The sequence below is a fragment of the Agromyces mangrovi genome (genome assembly GCF_030296695.1).
Classification (GTDB): Bacteria; Actinomycetota; Actinomycetes; order Actinomycetales; family Microbacteriaceae; genus Agromyces; species Agromyces mangrovi.
In genome coordinates, this window is sequence record NZ_AP027737.1 from 430,488 (window position 1) to 448,687 (window position 18,200).

The 18,200-nt window shown below is 71.2% G+C and carries 11 protein-coding genes and 1 pseudogene; 4 read left to right on the plus strand and 8 right to left on the minus strand.

Annotation, left to right across the window (positions count from 1 at the left end; genetic code table 11):
• Positions 1-159 precede the first annotated feature (159 nt).
• A complete protein-coding gene (locus QUE38_RS02010) occupies positions 160-990 on the minus strand; it encodes a hypothetical protein (RefSeq protein ID WP_286309909.1) in 831 nt (276 codons plus the stop codon).
• A gap of 152 nt (positions 991-1,142) precedes the next feature.
• On the opposite strand from QUE38_RS02010, the gene QUE38_RS02015 reads away from it, so the two are divergent.
• Positions 1,143-2,078 (plus strand): hypothetical protein, encoded by a 936-nt coding sequence (locus QUE38_RS02015; RefSeq protein ID WP_286309910.1) that lies wholly within the window; start codon positions 1,143-1,145, stop codon positions 2,076-2,078.
• Entirely contained in the window at positions 2,075-2,425 is a 351-nt protein-coding gene (locus tag QUE38_RS02020) for a GntR family transcriptional regulator (protein ID WP_286309911.1), read from the plus strand. Before QUE38_RS02015 ends, QUE38_RS02020 begins: the two co-directional genes overlap by 4 nt.
• Position 2,426: 1 nt before the next feature.
• Here the strand turns inward: QUE38_RS02020 and QUE38_RS02025 are convergent, their stop codons facing one another.
• The 4 genes from QUE38_RS02025 to QUE38_RS02040 all read right to left on the minus strand — a co-directional run bounded on the left by QUE38_RS02025 (position 2,427) and on the right by QUE38_RS02040 (position 6,486).
• On the minus strand, positions 2,427-2,882 hold the full coding sequence (locus tag QUE38_RS02025; protein ID WP_286309912.1) for a HEPN domain-containing protein: 456 nt from the start codon (positions 2,880-2,882) through the stop codon (positions 2,427-2,429).
• The gene (locus QUE38_RS02030) at positions 2,875-3,468 is read right to left on the minus strand and encodes a nucleotidyltransferase domain-containing protein (protein WP_286309913.1); all 594 of its coding nucleotides are present in this window, start codon (positions 3,466-3,468) and stop codon (positions 2,875-2,877) included. The genes QUE38_RS02025 and QUE38_RS02030 overlap by 8 nt, the downstream gene beginning before the upstream one ends.
• A 104-nt stretch (positions 3,469-3,572) precedes the next feature.
• Positions 3,573-4,658 (minus strand): hypothetical protein, encoded by a 1,086-nt coding sequence (locus QUE38_RS02035; RefSeq protein WP_286309914.1) that lies wholly within the window; start codon positions 4,656-4,658, stop codon positions 3,573-3,575.
• 142 nt (positions 4,659-4,800) lie between these two features.
• Complete coding sequence (locus QUE38_RS02040) at positions 4,801-6,486, minus strand: ATP-binding protein (protein ID WP_286309915.1); 1,686 nt, start codon at positions 6,484-6,486, stop codon at positions 4,801-4,803.
• 201 nt (positions 6,487-6,687) lie between these two features.
• Between QUE38_RS02040 and QUE38_RS02045 the strand changes: the two genes are divergently transcribed.
• Positions 6,688-15,720: a SpvB/TcaC N-terminal domain-containing protein gene (locus tag QUE38_RS02045; RefSeq protein ID WP_286309917.1), complete on the plus strand. Its 9,033-nt coding sequence runs from the start codon at positions 6,688-6,690 to the stop codon at positions 15,718-15,720.
• 54 nt (positions 15,721-15,774) lie between these two features.
• Here the strand turns inward: QUE38_RS02045 and QUE38_RS02050 are convergent, their stop codons facing one another.
• The 3 genes and pseudogenes from QUE38_RS02050 to QUE38_RS02060 form a co-directional block, all read right to left on the minus strand.
• Entirely contained in the window at positions 15,775-16,344 is a 570-nt protein-coding gene (locus QUE38_RS02050; RefSeq protein WP_286309918.1) for a dienelactone hydrolase family protein, read from the minus strand.
• Between the two features lie 89 nt (positions 16,345-16,433).
• A pseudogene (gene arr, locus QUE38_RS02055) lies at positions 16,434-16,849 on the minus strand (NAD(+)--rifampin ADP-ribosyltransferase); the annotation flags it as partial.
• A 55-nt stretch (positions 16,850-16,904) separates the two neighbouring features.
• The gene (locus tag QUE38_RS02060) at positions 16,905-17,288 is read right to left on the minus strand and encodes an MmcQ/YjbR family DNA-binding protein (RefSeq protein ID WP_286309919.1); all 384 of its coding nucleotides are present in this window, start codon (positions 17,286-17,288) and stop codon (positions 16,905-16,907) included.
• A 146-nt stretch (positions 17,289-17,434) separates the two neighbouring features.
• Between QUE38_RS02060 and QUE38_RS02065 the strand changes: the two genes are divergently transcribed.
• Positions 17,435-18,163, plus strand: coding sequence for a hypothetical protein (locus tag QUE38_RS02065; RefSeq protein WP_286309920.1), 729 nt, complete (start codon positions 17,435-17,437; stop codon positions 18,161-18,163).
• The last annotated feature ends 37 nt before the right edge of the window (positions 18,164-18,200 follow it).

The window sequence follows — 18,200 nt, forward strand, 5'->3', positions numbered from 1 at the left end:
GTGTCGCTCGTCCTGTCGGGGCGCGGGTAGTCGAAGCTCGCAACCCACGCACCAGCCGGTATGAGTAGCCGAGTTGCTCATGATCCGAGCGCCGCAGATCACGAGTAATGCCTGATGCAGTGGCCACAGGGCCACACGAGCGACTATCGGCGGCGCGGCTCAGTGCCGCGCCATCCAGGCCTGCAGCACCCCGCGCGGCAGGCCGTGCTTCGCGTGGCCCAGCGATGCGCCGGACTCGACGACGATCTGCTCGGCGGAGCATCCGCTCGTGTCGTCGAACGAGTACGCGACCGCGCCCGTCTGGTCGACGAAGCCCTCGGGCGTCGACCAATAGTGGTTGCGCTTGAGGTCGGGCGGCGGTGCGGTGGCATCCGTGCCCGGGCAGGCGTCGGCTGCGGCGAGCACGCCGTCGGCGTCGAGGTCGGTGTCGATCACGAGGCGGAACGCGAGATCGGCGTGGCCCGGCGGGAGCACGATCTTCCCGAAGCCCCCGCCCTCGTCGAACCAGACGTCGCCGCCCGGGTACGGGTCGCCCGTGGTCGACCCGCCGAGCGTGATCGTGCCGCTCGGCGGCGGATCGCCGGCGCAGCGCAGCGTGAACCAGAACTCGTCGCCCGCGGTCACCGGCACCGGAGTGTCGAGCGTCACCGTCGCGGTCTCGCCGCCGGTCAGGTCGACCTGCTGCGCGGGCACGAGCGGGTCGTCCGGGTAGCCCTCGGGCTGCACGGGGAACACGGCCGTCGCGAAGAACGCGAGCGACACAGTGCCCGAGGTGGTCGGATGCAGGTCGAGCTCGGTCACCTCGCCGGTCGCGGTCGGCGTGAACGTCTGCGCGAGGTCGAGAGTCCCGCAGAACATCGCGAACCCGCCGTCGTCGGAGGGTTGGTCGATCACGACCTCGGCCGCCTGTGCGGCTGGGGCGAAGGCGATGACGGATGCGACGAGCGCAGCCGCGCCCGCTCCGGACAGTGCGTGCATGGCGCGTGACATTGCGACTCCCCCTCGTCGGCGAGGTTCCCGTCGCACGATACTCCCGGGCGTGCGCACCCGCCACCGTTCACGCGCGCGTCCCTGTGCACGTGCAGCACGAGCATGGTGTCGCAGCATGTATCGTCTGGGTGATACAAACGGAAGGAGAGCGCATGGTGCAGCTGTACCTGCTGGTGTACGGCTCGAGCGCAGCGGGCATCGCTGTGGCGCTGCTCCGGTGGGCGATCATGGGCCGCCGGCACGGCTTGCCTTGGGGCTCCGTGGCGGCGTGGACGGCGGCCGCCGGCCTGCTCGTGGTCGTGGGCGACCTCGCGCTGCGCACCATCGGCGCCGGAGGACTCATCCTCACATCCGTGGCGACGACCGCCTGGGGTTCGTGGTTCCCCGACGCACGCTACGCTGCTCCGCTCGCGCTCGGAGCCCTCGGCCTGGTGCTCCTCGCCTTCCCGGTGCGCACACGCGCGACGACCGGGGCCGCGGACCTCACGCCGCGCACGACGTTCAGCTTCACCCGTGCGGGCTCGTTCATCGCGCCGCTCGTCGCGCTCGCGATCGTGCTCATCGCAACGCTCCTCGCGGGCGCCGCCTCGCGGCCCGACCCGGAGACCGGGCACTACACGATGTTCTTCGTCGAGCTCGGCGGCGGCGGAGGTGTGGGCACCAGCATCTACGGCTGGTACTGGTCGCTGCCGGCGCTGACGCTCATCGCGGTGCTCCTCCTGCTCGCGCTCGCCGACCTCGCACTGATCGCCCGCCCGCCGCTCGGCCTGGACCGCGATCTCGACGCGTGCGTGCGACGGGCGCGGTCACGCAACGTGCTCGCGCTGGTCACGGCGACACTGCTGATTCACCTGGGCGACCTCCTCGGCTCGCTCGCGGGCACCGTGTCGTTGCGCGGGAGCTTCCCGACGTCGACCGGCGCGTTCACCTTCGAGCCGACCTACGCCGTGCTCGGCCCGGCGCTCACCGGCGGCGCCTGGATCGCGTCGGCGCTGGGCGTCGCCGTCGCGGCATCCGTTGCACTCACGGCCGTTCCCACCCGGTGGAGCGTGTCCGAGCGCATCGCCGCAGACCGGGTCGACGCGTGATCATCTCGCTGTCGGGGTCCGCACCACCGACCGACCAGATCCGCGACCAGATCCGCGGCCTGATCGCCTCGGGCCTGCTCGCCGCCGACGAGCGACTCCCCTCGGTGCGCCAGCTCGCACTCGACCTCGGCGTCGCGCCCGGGACGGTCGCGAAGGCGTATCGCGCCCTCGAGGCCGAGGGCCTCGTCAGCGCCCGCACCGGCGGCGGCACACGCGTGAGCCGCACCGCGACCACGACACCGAAGCCGGTGCTCGACGCCGCCCGCCGCCTCGCGGACGCGGGTACCCGCGCCGACGTCGACCTCGACGAGGCGATCCGCATCCTCCGCGCGGTCTGGCCCGCGTAGCTCAGGCGCGGGCGGCGAGCCAGGCCGCGCAGGCCGCGACGATCGCGCCGGCGGCAGCGATCGCTTCGCGCACGTCGGCGCGGGACGCGGTCGGCTGGTCGTCGCTCGGATACTCGGTGTTGTTGCGCACCTGGCGCATCCACTCGAACTCGGCCATCGCGTCGGGGGCGTCCTCGAGGTAGGCAGCCGCGGCGAGCCCGGTGTTGCGGTGCGCGCCGCCCATGGCTCGCACCCGTACGCCCTCGTGGGCGAGCACCGCGGTGAGCGCCTTGCGGGCGCCGTCGTAGGCCGCGGTGAACGCCATGGCCACGTCGTCGGTCTCGGCGAGCGCCCGCGCAGTCGACACGTGCCGCTGCGCCACCGCCAGCACGTCGCGGGCGTGCGCCGGGTTCTCGTCGACCCGCTCGAGGCGCTTGCTGCGCAGCATCCGCTCGATCAGTGCCGGCCGGTCAGCCATCGGCCGCCTCCGTCAGCACCTCGACCAGCGGGCGCGAGCGCACCGTCGCGATGAACGGCGACGGGCTCGCGGCATCCCACTCCTCCGCACTCACCCGGGTGATGTTCACGTCGAGGCCGACCTGCTCGCCCGCGCGCACCGCGAGGTCGGCGAGCTCGCGGCGCGACGGCTCCCCGACCACCAGCACGTCGACGTCGTTCGGGTACTCCCCCGGCTCGCCCTGGCGCCTGGCCGCCCACGACCCGTAGATGTAGGCCCGCTCGACCCCGTCGAGCCCGCCGAGCAGGTCGCGCAGCACCGGCACCGGTCCGTAGGTCGCCTGGATCAGCTCGCGCATGAGCGAGTAGAGCGGATGCCCCTGATTCGCACGCACCAGCCGGTTGCGCCCGCTCTGCCGGTCGACGAGCACGCCGTTATCGACGAGTCGACCGACCTCCTTGTGCACGACGCCGCCGCCCGCGCCGATGCGGCGCCCGAGCTCGGCGAGCGAGAACTCGTCGTCGGGCCGCCCGAGCGTCTCAGCGAGGAGCGCACCGGTGACGTCCGACCGTACGAACGGCGTCAGCTGGGCGGGCAGATTCTTCACAGAACGTGAGTATATCTTCACGATATGCGAACGCACAAGGCGTGTGCTTGCAAATTGCTCGGCCTCGCACCTCTCAGTTGTTGCAGAAACCGCAACAACTCCCACTACGCGCCCGACCGCTCCCGCAGCCAGCGCCCGGGCCCGCGCCGCTCGAGGTCGCGCGCGGCGATCGTCGCGAGCACCCGCAGCTCGAGCGCGTGCGCGCCCTGTGCGCGGGCGATGTCAAGGGCGCGCTCGAGCAGGTCGTCGGCCTCGCGGTCCAGTCGACCGCGCTGGCCGTTGCCCGACTCGCGGGCGGCGGCGAACGCGAGCCCCGCGCGCTTGCGGGTGAGCTCGGCGAGGTACCAGCGCTCACCGGATGCCTCGGCCAGCGCGATCGCCCGGTCGACGACCTCGGTCGCCTCGGCGATGCGTCCCGCCGCGGTCTCCGCCTCGGCGAGGAGCGACAGGTGGTACGGGCCCCAGACCCCGTCGGCCACCGACTCGACCTCGGCCAGGCCGGAGCGGATCCACTCCGCGGCATCCGCCGGCTCGTCCTCGATCATCGCCCAGCCGCCCATGACCTTGCCGGCCGACACCCAGAGCGAGAACTCGTTCGCCTCGGCGAGCGCGAGCAGCTCGTCGGCGAGCGCACGTACGGTCGAGGTGTCCCCGAGCAGCTGGTGGATCGCCGCGAGCGCACCGAGCGCCTGGCAGAGCCCGTCGAGCCGTGAGCCCGCACGGGCGAGCGCGAGCGCCTCCTCCGCGTGCCGGCGGGCGACATCGGCGTCGCCGAGCAGCCACTCGTCGAGCGCGACGAATGAACGCAGCAGCACACCCGAATCCTGGTACGCGCCCGCGAGCCGGCGGCGCACGGCCGGCGAGTCGTGGTCGCTCGCACGCGCGAGATGCTCCCGCGCACCCACCGGGTCACCGAGCGCGAGCGTGGTGATCGCCTGCGCGTTGCCGGCCTGCAACAGCAGCCCGTCGTCGCCGGATGCGTCGGCGGCCTCGACGAGCCGGCCGAGGCGTCGCTCGGCGCCGCGGATGTCGCCGCGCATGAGCGAGATGCTCCACGACACGTACCCGATGCGGCCGAGCGCGTCGGGCCGGGTGATGCGCGCGGCGGCGACCTCGAGCCGGGCGGCTTCGTCGGCCGCCCGCTCCGACCGTACGCCCCAGGCGACGATCGCGGCGGCGACGCGGGTCACGCACACGCGCCCCTCGAGCAGCGCCAGTGCCGGCGACGGTGCCTCGGCCTGCGTGGCCTCCCCTCGGGCAGCGTGCGCAACCCGTCGAGCAGTTCGAGCGCGCGATCGGTGTGCGCGAGCGCGACGAGCGGCACCTGGCGGCTCATGGCCGTCTCGGCGGCGTGGGTGAACCACACCGCGGCGCTCGCCGAGTCGCGTCCGTGCGCGAAGTGCTCGGCGATCTCGGTGGCCGCAGGGCCGGGGCGGTCCGCGAACGCGGCCGCGAGGCGCCCGCCGATGCTGCGGTGCGCGACGACGCGGCGGGCTCCCCGAGGCGCGCGTAGAGCACGTCGCGGTGCAGCGCGTGCCGGAACGCGAAGCGCGCGGTGACCGTGCCGTCGGGCCAGGTCGCGGGGTCGAGCTCGTGCAGCACGCCCTGCGAGCGCGCAAGTGCCGAGAGGTGATCCTCGATCGCGCGTTCGTCGGCCGTCGGCTCGATCGCCGGGGCGACCGCGGCGGCCGCGAACTCGGGTCCGGCGACCGCTGCGACCTCGAGCAGGCGGCGGTCGTCGTCGTCCAGTGCGGCGATGCGCCGCTCGACGACCCGGCGCAGGCCGTCGGGGATGCCGAGCCCCGGCACCGGCAGGCCGTCGACCGCGTCGCCTCGACCGGCGAGGTGACCGGCGAGGTGCTCGGCGAGCATCGCGACGTAGAGCGGGTTGCCCCCGGTGCGGCCCAGCACGTCGGCCACGCCCTCGTCGTCGACCGCCACGGCGCCGAGACGCTCCGCGAGGAGGCTCCGCACGCTGCGGGCATCCAGCGGGCCCAGCTCGACGACGCCGGTGTCGCCGTGGGCGTCGAGCAGTTCGACGACGGATGCCTCGGAGCCGACACCGGCCCGGGAGGCATCCGTTCGCGTGGTGGCGAGCAGGAACACCCCGGCAGGCGACCCGCGACGGGCGAGCGCGGCCACGAGTTCGAGGCTCGCGCGATCCGCCGCGTGCAGGTCCTCGATCACCAGCAGCACGGGCGCCTCGGCGCCCAGCTCGGCCACCGCGTCGACGAACTCGCGGAGCATGCGACCGGACTCGGGTCCGACCGAGCGCGCACGCATCTCGGCGGGACGGGTCGGCGGCACCGGGCCGGCGAGCTGCACCGCCCACGACGGCGCCCGAGCCGCCAGCACGTCGCGCACGCGCGCCCCGCGGGGGCCGGCGCACAGGCCGTTCAGGGCCTCGAGGAGCGGATGGTACGGGTCTCCCTCGCCCACCCGCTCGAGGCACTGCCCCTCGCCGGTCCAGGCGCCGCCCGCGCTGCGCACCTCGTCGACGAACGCGCGCAGGAGCGCGGACTTGCCGATGCCGAGCTCCCCCGCGACGACGCCGACGCGTCGACCCGGTTCGCTCGCTGCCGCCCACCACCCGCGGATCGTGTCGAGCTCGCGCTCGCGGCCGTGCAGCACGTGCGCCGAGGCTGCACCCCCGCCCCGAACGTCGGTGAGCGTGGCGACGAACCGATAGCCGCGCCGGTGCGCGGTGGCGATGAAGCGCGGATGCCTCGGATCGTCGCCCAGCGCCCGCCGGAGCTCGTTCACGCAGACCGCGAGCGCGTCGTCGCCCGAACCGCCCGGCCCCCAGACGGCGTCGATCAGCTCGCGCTTGGTCACCACCTCACCGGCGCGCACGAGGAGTTCGCGCAGCACGCCGGCCGTCTTGGGGCGCAGCGATACCTCGCCGTCGCCGTCGACGAGCAGCCCGTCGCGCGCGTCGAAGCGCCAGGAGTCGAAGTGGAAGGTCTCGGGTTCGGGATGGTGGGTCGGTGGCGCGGGCGGAACGATCTCGCTGACCAAGCCCGACCTCCGATCATGCGCCCGGCGACGCGATCTCGGCGCTGTCGACGACGCAGTCGAGCGGTCCGAGCTCCCGGCTGGGAATGTGATGTGAATACTAATGCAAGAACTTCGTAAGGACACGAGCCCTCCTCAGGTAGTGCACTGGGAAGCGGACGGTTCCCGCCGGGGCATCGTCGTGCCCGACCTCGGAGGTTCCCGATGCCCAAGCGCCTGCCGCTCACAGCGAAGGTGGTGGCGATCACCGCGGTGCTCGCCCTCGCGACGACCGGGGCGATCGCCGCCACGGGCGGCTTCGACGGAGGCGGGCTCGGCCCGGGCGAGCCACTCGCGCGCGAGTCGATCCTCACCCCCGATGAGCTCGGCGACGGCGCCTTCGACGGGCTGCAGTACGCGGATGCCACGGAGGGGCTCGTCGTCGTCGACGCCCCCGAGGCGTCGAGCGACGGCGGCGCGCACCTCAGCTATCCGATCGCGATCCCGGCGGGTCGCGGCGTCACCCCCGAGCTCTCGCTCGACTACGACTCCTCGGGCGGCAACGGCTGGCTCGGCGTCGGGTGGGACCTCGGCGTCGGCGAGGTCGCGGTCGACACGACGTTCGGCGCCCCCTACTTCGACACGACCCACGAGAGCGAGAGCTACACGCTCGACGGCGACGCGCTGGTGCCGAACGCGCTGGGCGACACGTGGGAGCCGCGCGTCTCGGGCGACCGCGAGGACTTCGTGCGGCAGGTCGAGACCGAGTACGAGCAGATCATCCGCCACGAGGTCGGCGACGGCGGCCCGGACGACTACTACTGGGAGGTGCGGCAGGCCGACGGCGGCGTCCGCTGGTACGGCGGGTTCCCCGACGCCGGCGGACCGTACGGCGATGACTCCAGCGAGGGCACGATCGACCGCGACGCGATCGTCACCGACGACGCCGGCAACCAGGTGCGCTGGCTCCTCTCCGCCGAGCGCGACATCGGCTACAGCATCATCCGATACCACTACGAGACGTACGACTACCAGCGCTCCGACACGGCCTGGGTGAGCGGATGCGACGACAGCACCCTCTGCGCGCGCCACACGTACCTCGATCGCATCGACTACACGATCGCCGCCGAGGCATCCGGCCAGCTCGCCGACCCCGCGTACCAGGTGCACTTCATCCTGGAATCCGAGCTCGACCCCGCCCCGAGCACGCGTGGCGACCCCGTGCTCGACGGCACCGGTCGCTACCTCGACCTCGTCGCCGACCGCCTCGGCCGCATCGAGGTGCGCCACGGCGACCTGACGATCAACCCCGACGGTTCGCGCGACCGCAGTTTCGTGAACGCCGCCGACTCCGACGACGTGGCCGCGCGCTACGACCTCGCCTACCAGTCGGCGAGCAAGACACCCTTCGGCAAGTCGCTGCTCGCCTCGATCACGCAGGGCGCGCACGACCCCGCGGTCGCTGCGACCCACGAGTTCACGTACTACGACGAACTGACGAATGGAGAAGGCGACTACACGGGCTTCGCCCCCGAGGCGACGTGGTCGACGGGCGAGGACATGGGCGACCGCTCGTTCCTCGACGAGAACGTCTCCGCCGGCGCACTCGGAGGCTCGGAGAACAACTCGGGCGAAGGCCACGCCTACATCGGGTTCAACCCGCTCATTCCGCAGAAGGTCGGCTCGTTCGGCGGATCGATCCAACTCGGCGGCGGCACCACCACCGGTGTCGAGGAGTGGATCGACCTGAACGGCGACGGGCTGCCCGACAAGGTGTACCGCTCGGGCGGCACGATCGCCGGCACCATCTCGTACCGACTCAACCAGGGCGGCCCCGACGGGTCGACCACGTTCTCCGACCCGGTCGCGCTGCCCACCCTGACCTCCCTCTCCATCGAGGACGAGTTCAACATGCAGTTCGCGGTCGAGGCGCACCTCGGCGTCACCGCCTCCTTCGGTCTCGGCACCTCCATCGCCTGGGGCGACACGTACTTCACGGACGTGAACGCCGACGGCCTGCCCGACCTCGTCACCGGTGGGAAGGTGCTGTTCAACCGGCTCATCGACGGCGTTCCCACGTTCGTCGAGCAGAGCACCGGCACCCCCGTGCCGATCGCAGACGGCGCCACACCCGATGTCGACAGCCCCCAGGTCGACGAACTGCGCGAACTCCTGGCCGACCAGTCGCCGCTCGTCGACACCGTGCGCCGCTGGATCCCGCCGTTCACCGGAACCGTCGAGGTCGACGCACCCGTCACGCTCGACCCGGCCGCCGACTCGCCCGACGGCGTGCGCGTCGCGATCGAGTACGACGGCACGGAACTCGACGCCGCGAACCTCCTCGCGACCGGCTCGGACGCCTTCACGACCCCGTTCGAGGTCGAGGTCGAGCAGGGGCATCCGCTCTACTTCCGCGTCGGCTCGGTCAACGACGGCGCCAACGACGAGGTGATCTGGTCGCCCGTCGTGACGTACGTCGAACTCGACGGCGACGAGGTCGTCGACGCCGGCCAGGCGCCTGGCGGATCGAGCGCGGTCGAGGTGCCGCTCGATGTCAACGGGCTCTCGCAGACCGTCTTCAACGCGAGCGCGGACTTCACGCTGTCGGGCCGCCCCGGCACGAGCGTCGTCATGCCGTACGACGGCACCGTGCGCTTCACGGGCGAGCTCGAGAAGCACTTCGCCACCTCCGACGACCTGCGGCTCGTGCTCGAGCACAACGGTGTCGCCGTCACCGGCTCCGACATCACGATCGACGCGGACTCCACCGGGATCGTGCCGATCTCGATCGAGTTCCCGGTCGCGCAGCCGGTCGCGCCGACCTCGGGCAACCCGAACGGCTCGACCGACACCGTGCGGGCCTACCTCGCGGTCGACTCCCCGATCGACCTGAACGCCATCACGTGGACGCCAGAGCTGTTCTACGTCGCCGCGACCGACAGCAACGGCGATGCGCTCGAGGTGACGGACTCGAACGGCGACTACTTCCGCAGCGTCGACCTCGCCCCCGAGATCGAGCAGTACCCGATCCACTCGTCCGCCGGGCCGGTCTCGCCGTGGAAGTCCGACACGGGCGACACGCTCGACGCGGTCGTCTCGTTCTCCGGCGCGGCCGTCCCGCGCGACGAGAACGACGATCGTCGCTACCCGACGGCCATCCTCACCGTGAAGACCGCCGACGGCGTGGTCGCCCAGGAATCGTTCACGCTGGCCGCGACCGACGAGTCCGGTGGCTACGAGAACACGGTCGACCTGAACCTCGACCTCGACGACGGCACCGACTACTGGTTCGAGGTGACGACGCGCGACGTGGAGTTCGCCCGCGACTTCGGCACGATGACGGTCGAGCTGACCGATACGGACGACACCGACGTGGATGCGACCTTCTACGGTGCGGACCTGCAGGGCATCTTCCCGCTGGCCTACCGCGGCTGGGGCCTCGCCGGGTACACCGCGAACGGTGAGCTCGCGACCCAGCCGATCGACGCCGAGGCGTTCGTCATCGACGCCGACGAGCTCGCGGCCCAGACGGAGCCGAGCGGGTTCGACGACGTACCCGAGGAGGGGCCCGACCCCGACCCGTCGTTCGCCTTCCTCGCGATCTCCGAGCCGCCGGCGCTCGACCCGGCGCTCGCATCGATCGCCGGCGCGCCGCTCGCCGGTAACCAGTGGCGCGGCAACCGCGACAACCTCGCCGGCGGGCCCGAACGGGTGCGCTCGTCGCGCCTCGCCTCCGACAACGTCGACCTCGGCGCCGAGGGCGGCTCGGGCCGCGGGGTCACGCGCCTCTCGACCGTCTGGCCGTCGCTGGCCGTCGGCTTCGGCTTCGGCCCGCTCGGCGGCTCGGTGGGCGTCGGCACCAGCCAGGGCGTCGTCGACTACGAGGACCTGAACGGCGACGGCTACCCCGACGTGCTCGTGCCCCAGGGCGTGCAGTACACGACGCAGCGCGGCGCGCTCCGCGCTATCGACGAGTTCGACCTCGGCTACATCAACCAGGACTTCACCGTCAACGCGCAGGGCGGCCTCGACGCCGGGCTCGTCAACGTCACGCCGAACAGCAAGGGCCGCACCAACGCCACGAGCGGCAACGCATCCGGCAAGGGCGGCACCGCCGCGGAGGACGCCGGGCTCGGCGCCGGCTTCGGCATCGCGATCGGCGGCGGCGTCGACGGCAGCTGGACGAACCCGAACGACTCCGGCCTCGGCGGCAGCTCGTACTCGAGTGCCGACCTCAGCGGAACCGTCGCCGACCAGGCCGACATCGCGGCCGGGGCAGGTGGCGGCGCCGCGGGCCAGCAGGAATACGCCGACGTCAACGGCGACGGCCTGCCCGACCGCGTCACCACCAACGACCAGGGCGTCTGGGTCCAGTACAACCTCGGCTACGGCTTCACCGAGCAGAAGACGCAGCTCGCGAGCGGCGGATTCGGCACGCAGGAGTCGATCGGCGGCAGCGCCTCGGCGGGCTTCGCCACTCCGTGGGGCGAGTTCAGCGGCGGGGCATCCTTCTCGTGGAACTACGACATGGTGCGATACGCCTGGATCGACGTGAACGGCGACGGCATCCTCGACCGGCTGCACAAGGCGTCGAACGCCGACGAGCCGACCGTGACGTTCGGCACCGGCTCAGGGCTCTACGGCGATGCCGTCACGTACGGCGAGTTCGCGAAGTCGGCCGGCGTGGGCGCCGCGAACGTCGATGCGAGCCCGCACATCGGCTACGACCGTGCGCAGGGCATCGGCGGTGGCTTCGACTTCACCGTTTACGCCGGGCCGCTCTGCCTCGTCGCCTGCTACCTGGTCATCAACCCGGGCGCGTCGTACCAGAACTCGGTGAGCTTCACCGAGGTCACGCTCGACGACATCAACGGCGACGGCTACATCGACTCGCTCAGCACCACCGACGACGACGAGGTGTCGGCGCGGCTCAACCTGCACGGCAAGACGAACCTGCTGCAGACCGTCGCGAATCCGCTGGGCGGCTCGATCGACCTCGACTACGAGCGCGACGGCAACACCTACGCGCACCCCGACTCGATCTGGACCATGTCGGAGGTGGCTGTGAACGACGGCCGCCCCGGCGACGGCGTCGACGTGCTGACCTCGACGTTCGAGTACGACGGGCTCGCCTTCGACCGGCTCTTCCGCCAGTCGCTCGGCTACTCCGGCGTCATCGAGCACGAGATGGATGCCGCGGGCACGACGGCGGTGCGCGACACCACGCGCACCTTCCTCAACGACAACATCTTCACGGCCGGCCTCGAGACCTCGACCGAGCTGTCGGATGCCTCGACGGGCGACGTGATCCGCGGCGCGTACCTCGACTGGGAGTTCCGCGAGATCGTCGGCTTCGACGAGACCGTCGACCCGCGCGAGGAGGTCGACACCTACGACACCACGCTGCTGCCGGATGTCACGCAGCCGGCCGCCCTCGGCACCGCGATCGCACCGCTCGCCGTGTCGACCACCGAGCGCTGGTACGACGGCTCCGGTGCTGCCGGACAGGAGACCAGGTCGGACTTCACCTACGACGGGCTCGGCAACATCCTCGTCGAGCTCGACCATGGCGAGATCGACGACACGAACGACGACCTGCAGACGACCATCGTCTACTCCGACTGCGAGATCTCGTCGGGCATGGATCCCCAGTGCCCGCCGGCCTTCGGCACGACCGGCGCCCCGGAGCATCCGTCGCCCTACTGGTCGGAGACCCGCTGCCCGACCTGGGTGAGCATGCCCGCCGTCGCCACCATCACGAACGGCAAGACCGGGTTCGCCGAGGAGGTCTACCGCCACAGCGACGGGCGCACCGCCCTCTGCGACAACGCCGGCGTGACGCACCTCGAAGAACTCGTCGACGGCGACACGATCGCCGTGACCGACCTCGCGTACGACGAGTGGGGCAGCTACAACCGGATCGTGTACCCCGAGGGCGAGGACGGCGTGCGCTACGCGGTCGAGTACGTCTACGACGCCGACCGCCACTCCGACATCGCGCAGGTCACCGAGTACGACCTCGACGAGACGGCGGCCACGCTCGGCGCCGGCTGCTCGGACGCGGTGACCTCGATCGAGGCATTCCTCGACTACGAGGACTGCACCGTGCCCGAGCCCGTGCGCACGGGCCTCACCTCTACGGCGACGTTCGACGGCGACTCCGGCCGCATCGCGAGCCGCACCGACGCGAACGGCAACACCACGTCGTACGAGTACGACGAGCTCGCCCGCATCCAGACGATCAGCAACGAACTGCAGGCCGACGTGGTGACCTTCGAGTACCGGCCGTCCGCGGACGACTACGGCTACGCGATCGCGAAGCACGCCGACCAGTTCAACGCCGACCCGATCGAGACGATCTCGTTCGTCGACGGGCTCGGGCGCGTGACCGAGGAGAAGCGCGAAGCGCGCGTGGTCGACGCGAACGGCGTTGCGGTCGACGGCCGCATCGTCACCGGCGCGACGAACTTCGACGAGCTGGGCCGCGCGATCGAGCAGTACCGGCCGGTGTTCGACTCGGTGGCGCAGACCGCGTACGAGTACACGACCTCGGCACCCGACACGGTGACGACAACCGAGTACACGCTCACCGACCTCGAGACGAAGGTCACCGAGCCCGGCGGGCGCGTGACGACGACGGCGTACGACTTCGCCGACGTCGGCGGCGTGCAGGTGTTCAGCGCCGCGACGACCGACCCGCGCGACCGCGTGCGCACGACGTTCAGCGACGTTCGCGGCAACGTGCGCCAGTACGACGACGAGCCGGCTGGAGTGTCGGGCCAGCGCTCGGTCTACGAGTACGACGGCATCGGCCAACTGCTGCGCTGGGTGGACCCGGCCGGCGAGGAGACGGTGCACGAGTACGACCAGCTCGGCAACCGGCTCTCGACCGAGACGCCCGACGGCGGCCTCGTCGAGTTCTGGTACGACGCCGAGGGCAAGCTCGTGCGCGACCAGTCGGCGACGCTCCGCGAGGAGGGGTACTTCACCGACTACACGTACGAGCTGCGACGACTGGTCGAGGTCGACTACCCGGAGGACACCCCCGACGTGGCCTACACGTACGGCGGCTCCGGCGCTCCGGGCAACGGCGCGGGCCGGGTCGTGCAGGTCGAGGACGGCTCGCAGATCACGTCGTTCGAGTACGACGCGCTCGGCGCGGTGATCCGCGAGTCGGCCGAGGTGAAGCTGCACAACTGGGAGCCCGACCTCGACGACCCGAGCAAGTTCACCTGGGTCACCGAGTGGACGTACGACGGCCTGGGTCGCCTCGCCTCGATGGTGTACCCCGACGGCGAGCGCCTGACGTACGACTACGACGCGGGCGGCCTGGTGCAGTCGATCGCCGGCGAGGAGGACGGCCAGAAGCGCGTGCCGCTCATCGACGCGGCCGGCAACGTGGTGATCGACGAGTACGGCAACGTGGTCTACACCGACGTGCCGCACACGTGGGAGTACCCGTACGTCGACGACCGTCGCTACGACGAGTTCCTGCGGCCCGCCGCGGTGGACCTCGGCAACGGCGTCACCACCGAGTGGACGTACGACCACGAGACGCTCTGGCTCACGGGCATCCGCTCGGACTCGCCGAACCGCGACCTCAAGGGCAACCCGGCCGCGTACTCGGAGATCCAGGACCTCCGGTACACGTACGACCTCGTCGGCAACCCGAAGACGTACCGGAACGACCTGCCGAAGGCCGTGTCGAACCTGTTCGGCGGCGTGGTGATCGCGGCGTACGACTACGACGAGTTCGACCGGCTGGTCGGGGCCTCGGCGAAGTACGAGACGCTGCCGAAGGACCGCACGTTCCAGTTCTCGCTGAGCTACGACGACCAGGGCAACGTGCTGAGCAAGTCGCAGGTCGACAAGGTCGGCAACAAGGTGCAGTCGAAGACGAGCTACTCGTTCGACCGCTCGTACGCGACCGACGACCCGCACCAGGCGACGACGGCCGGAGAGGAGATGTACCACTACGACGCCGACGGCGAGCTCACCCACATCACCACCGAGACGAAGAAGGGCAAGATCGAACTCGTCCGCGAGATGGAGTGGGACTGGGCGGGCCACATGGTGCACCTCGACGAGGGGTCGGCCGACACCGACTACACCTACGACGACGACGGCAAGCTCGCGATCGAGCGCGGTCCGTCGGGCGAGACGGCGTTCATCAACCCGTGGGTGACGGTGCGCAACGGCACCGATCTCTACAAGCACATCTGGCTGGACGACGAGCGCATCGGCACGCAGCGCGACAACGAGGGCAGTGCGAACAACGACCTGGCTGCGACCGGCGGGTACGAGGAGACCCAGCGGTACTTCCTGCACGCCGACCTGCAGGGCAGCACCAACGTGGTCACCGGCCACACGGGCGACACGTTCCAGCACCAGGAGTACTTCCCGACCGGCGAGGTCTGGGTGGCCGAGCACAGCACCCAGTTCCGCACGCCGTACCAGTACGCGGGCGGGTACACCGATGAGCAGCGCAACATCATCCTGCTCGGCGATCGCTGGTACGACACGAAGCGGGAGATGTTCACGACGGTCGACCCGGTGCTCGTCGACGACCCCATGGTCGTGGTCGGCTCGCCGGAGCTGCGCGCGACCTACGCGTACGCCGGGTCGAACCCGATCGCCAACGTCGACCCGAGCGGCAACCTGTTTACGATCGCGAGTGCGAACGACGTGGTCGCGAAGGCGAAGGCTGCCAAGGCGAGCACGTCGACCACGCCGTCGAACACGACCGGTGCGAACCAGACGGCGAGCACCGGCGGCAACCAGGCTGCCACCGCGACGGCGAAGAAGAGCCGGGCCGAGAAGCTGCAGGCGTTCGCCGAGAAGTGGGACGCCAAGCCGCTGTTCGACATCGATCTGGGCGACGGCAGCGTGAAGTTCGCTCCCCTGCTCACCGGGCCGCGCATCAAGCTCAAGGAGGGCAAGCAGGCGCCACCGTCGGCACAGCAGACGGCGAGCACGAACACGAACTCGAGCCCGGCGTCGGGTGCGGGGTCGGGGTCGGATGCGACGAGCTCGACCGGCGGCCCATCCGCGACGAACGACTCGACGACGTCGACCGGCTCGACCAGCGCCACGGCACCCGGGAAGCCGGGCTCGGGCGGCGGCACGCCGGCGTCGACGGGCGGTGCTTCCGACGGCGGCGGCGCGGGCACGACGAACTCGCTGAAGTCGTCGTCGAGCTCGAACGCACTCGGCGGCACGGGCTCGAGCGGGTCCTCGCGCACGGGCGGCGACGGGTAGGCACCGACGCGACGGCACCCCGGTCATGCTGCCGGGGCGCCGTCGCCGTCGAACTCAGACGGCGGCGAGGAACGCGCGCACGCGCTCGAGCAGCAGTGCGGACGCCTCCGCGTCGTACGCGTCGAGCGACGAGTCGGCGAAGAGGTGCTGGTCTCCGGGGTAGACGAACAGCTCAGCGGCATCCGTCGACTCGGCCAGCTCGCGCGCGGCCGGCAGGTCCTCGTCGAAGAACTCGTCGCCCTCCTTGCCGTGGATCTGCACCGGCACGCCCTCGGGCCACGCCTCGCCGAACTCCGACACCGGCACGCACGAGAACAGCAACAGCGCGCCGCGCGCGTTCGGCATCGTCTGCGCGAGCCGCTGGGCGCTCACCACGCCGAGCGACATGCCCGCGTAGACGAGACCCGTGCCGTGGCCCTTGGCTGCGGCGGCGCCTCGTGCGTGGATCACGTCGAAGCCCGTCGCCGAGGCGAATGCGAAGCCCTCCTCGATGGAGTCGAACGTGCGCCCCTCGAACAGGTCGGGCGTGTGCACGACGTGCCCGTCGGCCCGCAGTTCGTGGGCGAACGCCCGCACGCCGTCGGTGAGTCCCTGGATGTGGTGGTACAGCAGCACCTCTGCCATGTCGTTCGTTCTCCCTACTGCTCGGTGGTTCGCGGTTCTCCGTTTTCTCCGCCCTGAGGCGACGGAATCGTCGGGTCCGGCTCGTCGTAGATGATGTTGCCGCCGCTGCGCTCGAGCTCGGCGAGCCCCTCGCGCATGCCCTGGATCTGCTCGGCCGAGTGGCCGGTCCAGTCGTGCAGCTCGCCGATCACGCGAACGGGCTCGCGTGTGCGATACGAGCGCGTCGGGTTTCCGGGGAACCGCTTGTCGGTCACGTTCGGGTCGTCCTCGAGCTCCCCGTCGGCTCGACGAGGTAGATGCGGCTCCGACCGTCACAGGTCGCGAGCTCGGCGCCCCAGGCCGCGGCGTCGAGCGTCTCGGTGACGTACACGTGGTTCGCGGTACGGCCGCCACCGAAGTTCGAACGACGGCCGGGCTCGATGAGGTCGCCGACCTCGAACTGCGCCTTGGTTCCGTGCAGCAGCGCACCGGACTCGTGCGGCTGGAACGGGGTCGGTGCGGTCATCTGCGGACGCCTCCGGTTCTGGGATTCCTTGGTCGTGCAGGGTGCTCGATCGCGATCATCGCTCGTCGAACTCGCGCCGCAGGTACTTCGGGGCCTGGACGCGCCACGCCTCGGTGACCAGTTCGCCGAGGTGGGCCAGGTCGATTCGGGCCATGCGGAACGCGACCTTCGGCTCGCCCCACCTCGTCGTCGTGCGCAGGAACACGTCGGGCGCCATCTCGACGAGCGCGAGTGCCTCGATGCGCTCGGCCAGCTTCACGCCCACCACGAGCTCGGCGGCGACGACGGCACGGATGTCGTCGGGGATGCTCGGCCACGGATGCACCTCCCACGCGTACAGTTTGCGGCGTACGAACCACGCGGCACCGCCCGTCGTCGCGCGCTCCTCGCTGCCCGGCAGCGCGAGCGCGAGGTCTCGGACATCGTCGAGGGTGGCCACGAGTGCGAGCCTAGGCCCCGCCCACGACACCGCGATTGTGGGGCGTATTCGGCGGGACTAGCCTGTGAGCACCGCCACCATCCCGGATCAGTCCGGCCGCGCCGGTCGTCCGAGTTGCCACGCGCGGTGTGAATGGAGCAGGCTCCATGCGAGGACGTCCCGGGGTGGCATCCGCACTGCTCTGCGCACTGCTGGTCACCGGATGCTCGGTGCAGGGGTCGCCGTCGCAAGCCGAGAACGGGAGCGCCCAGCCCTCCCCCGAACCGGTCGTGCTCGAGGCCGGCGAGCGAGGCCTCGACCCCGGCACGTACCGGATGCAGCCCTCCGACGTGCTGGGCGGCGCACCCTACCCGGACCTCCTCGTGACGGTGCCCGACGGGTGGACGTCGGTCGACGGTTGGGTACTGGAGCGCGGGCTCGTCGCGATCCTGCTCTGGAACGTGCACGAGGTGTATGGTCACCCCTGCCGATGGGCGGGCACCGAACTGCCGTCGGGCGAAACGGTCGACGACCTGGTGACGACGCTCGTCGCGGTGCCGCTGCGGAACCCTTCGACCCCAGAGCCGGTCGAGGTCGACGGGCGCACCGGCCTGTACTTCGAGTGGAGCGTGCCGACCGATATCCCCCATGACGGCGAGGGGTTCCCCGACTGCGACGCCAAGCCCGGGGAGCCTCACGACTTCGTCAGCTGGACGGGGGTCGGGCTGCCGTCGGTGCGCTACCACCAGGCACCGGGCCAGGTCGACCGAATCTGGGTGCTCGACGCCGACGGCGAGCGGCTGGTCATCGACGCCTTCTCGATGCCCGAGGCGACCGACGCCGAGATCGCGGAGATCCACGAGATCGTCGACTCGATCCGCTTCGTCGAGGAGTAGGCAGATGCGGCGCTGCCGCGCGCCGGGCATCGGGATC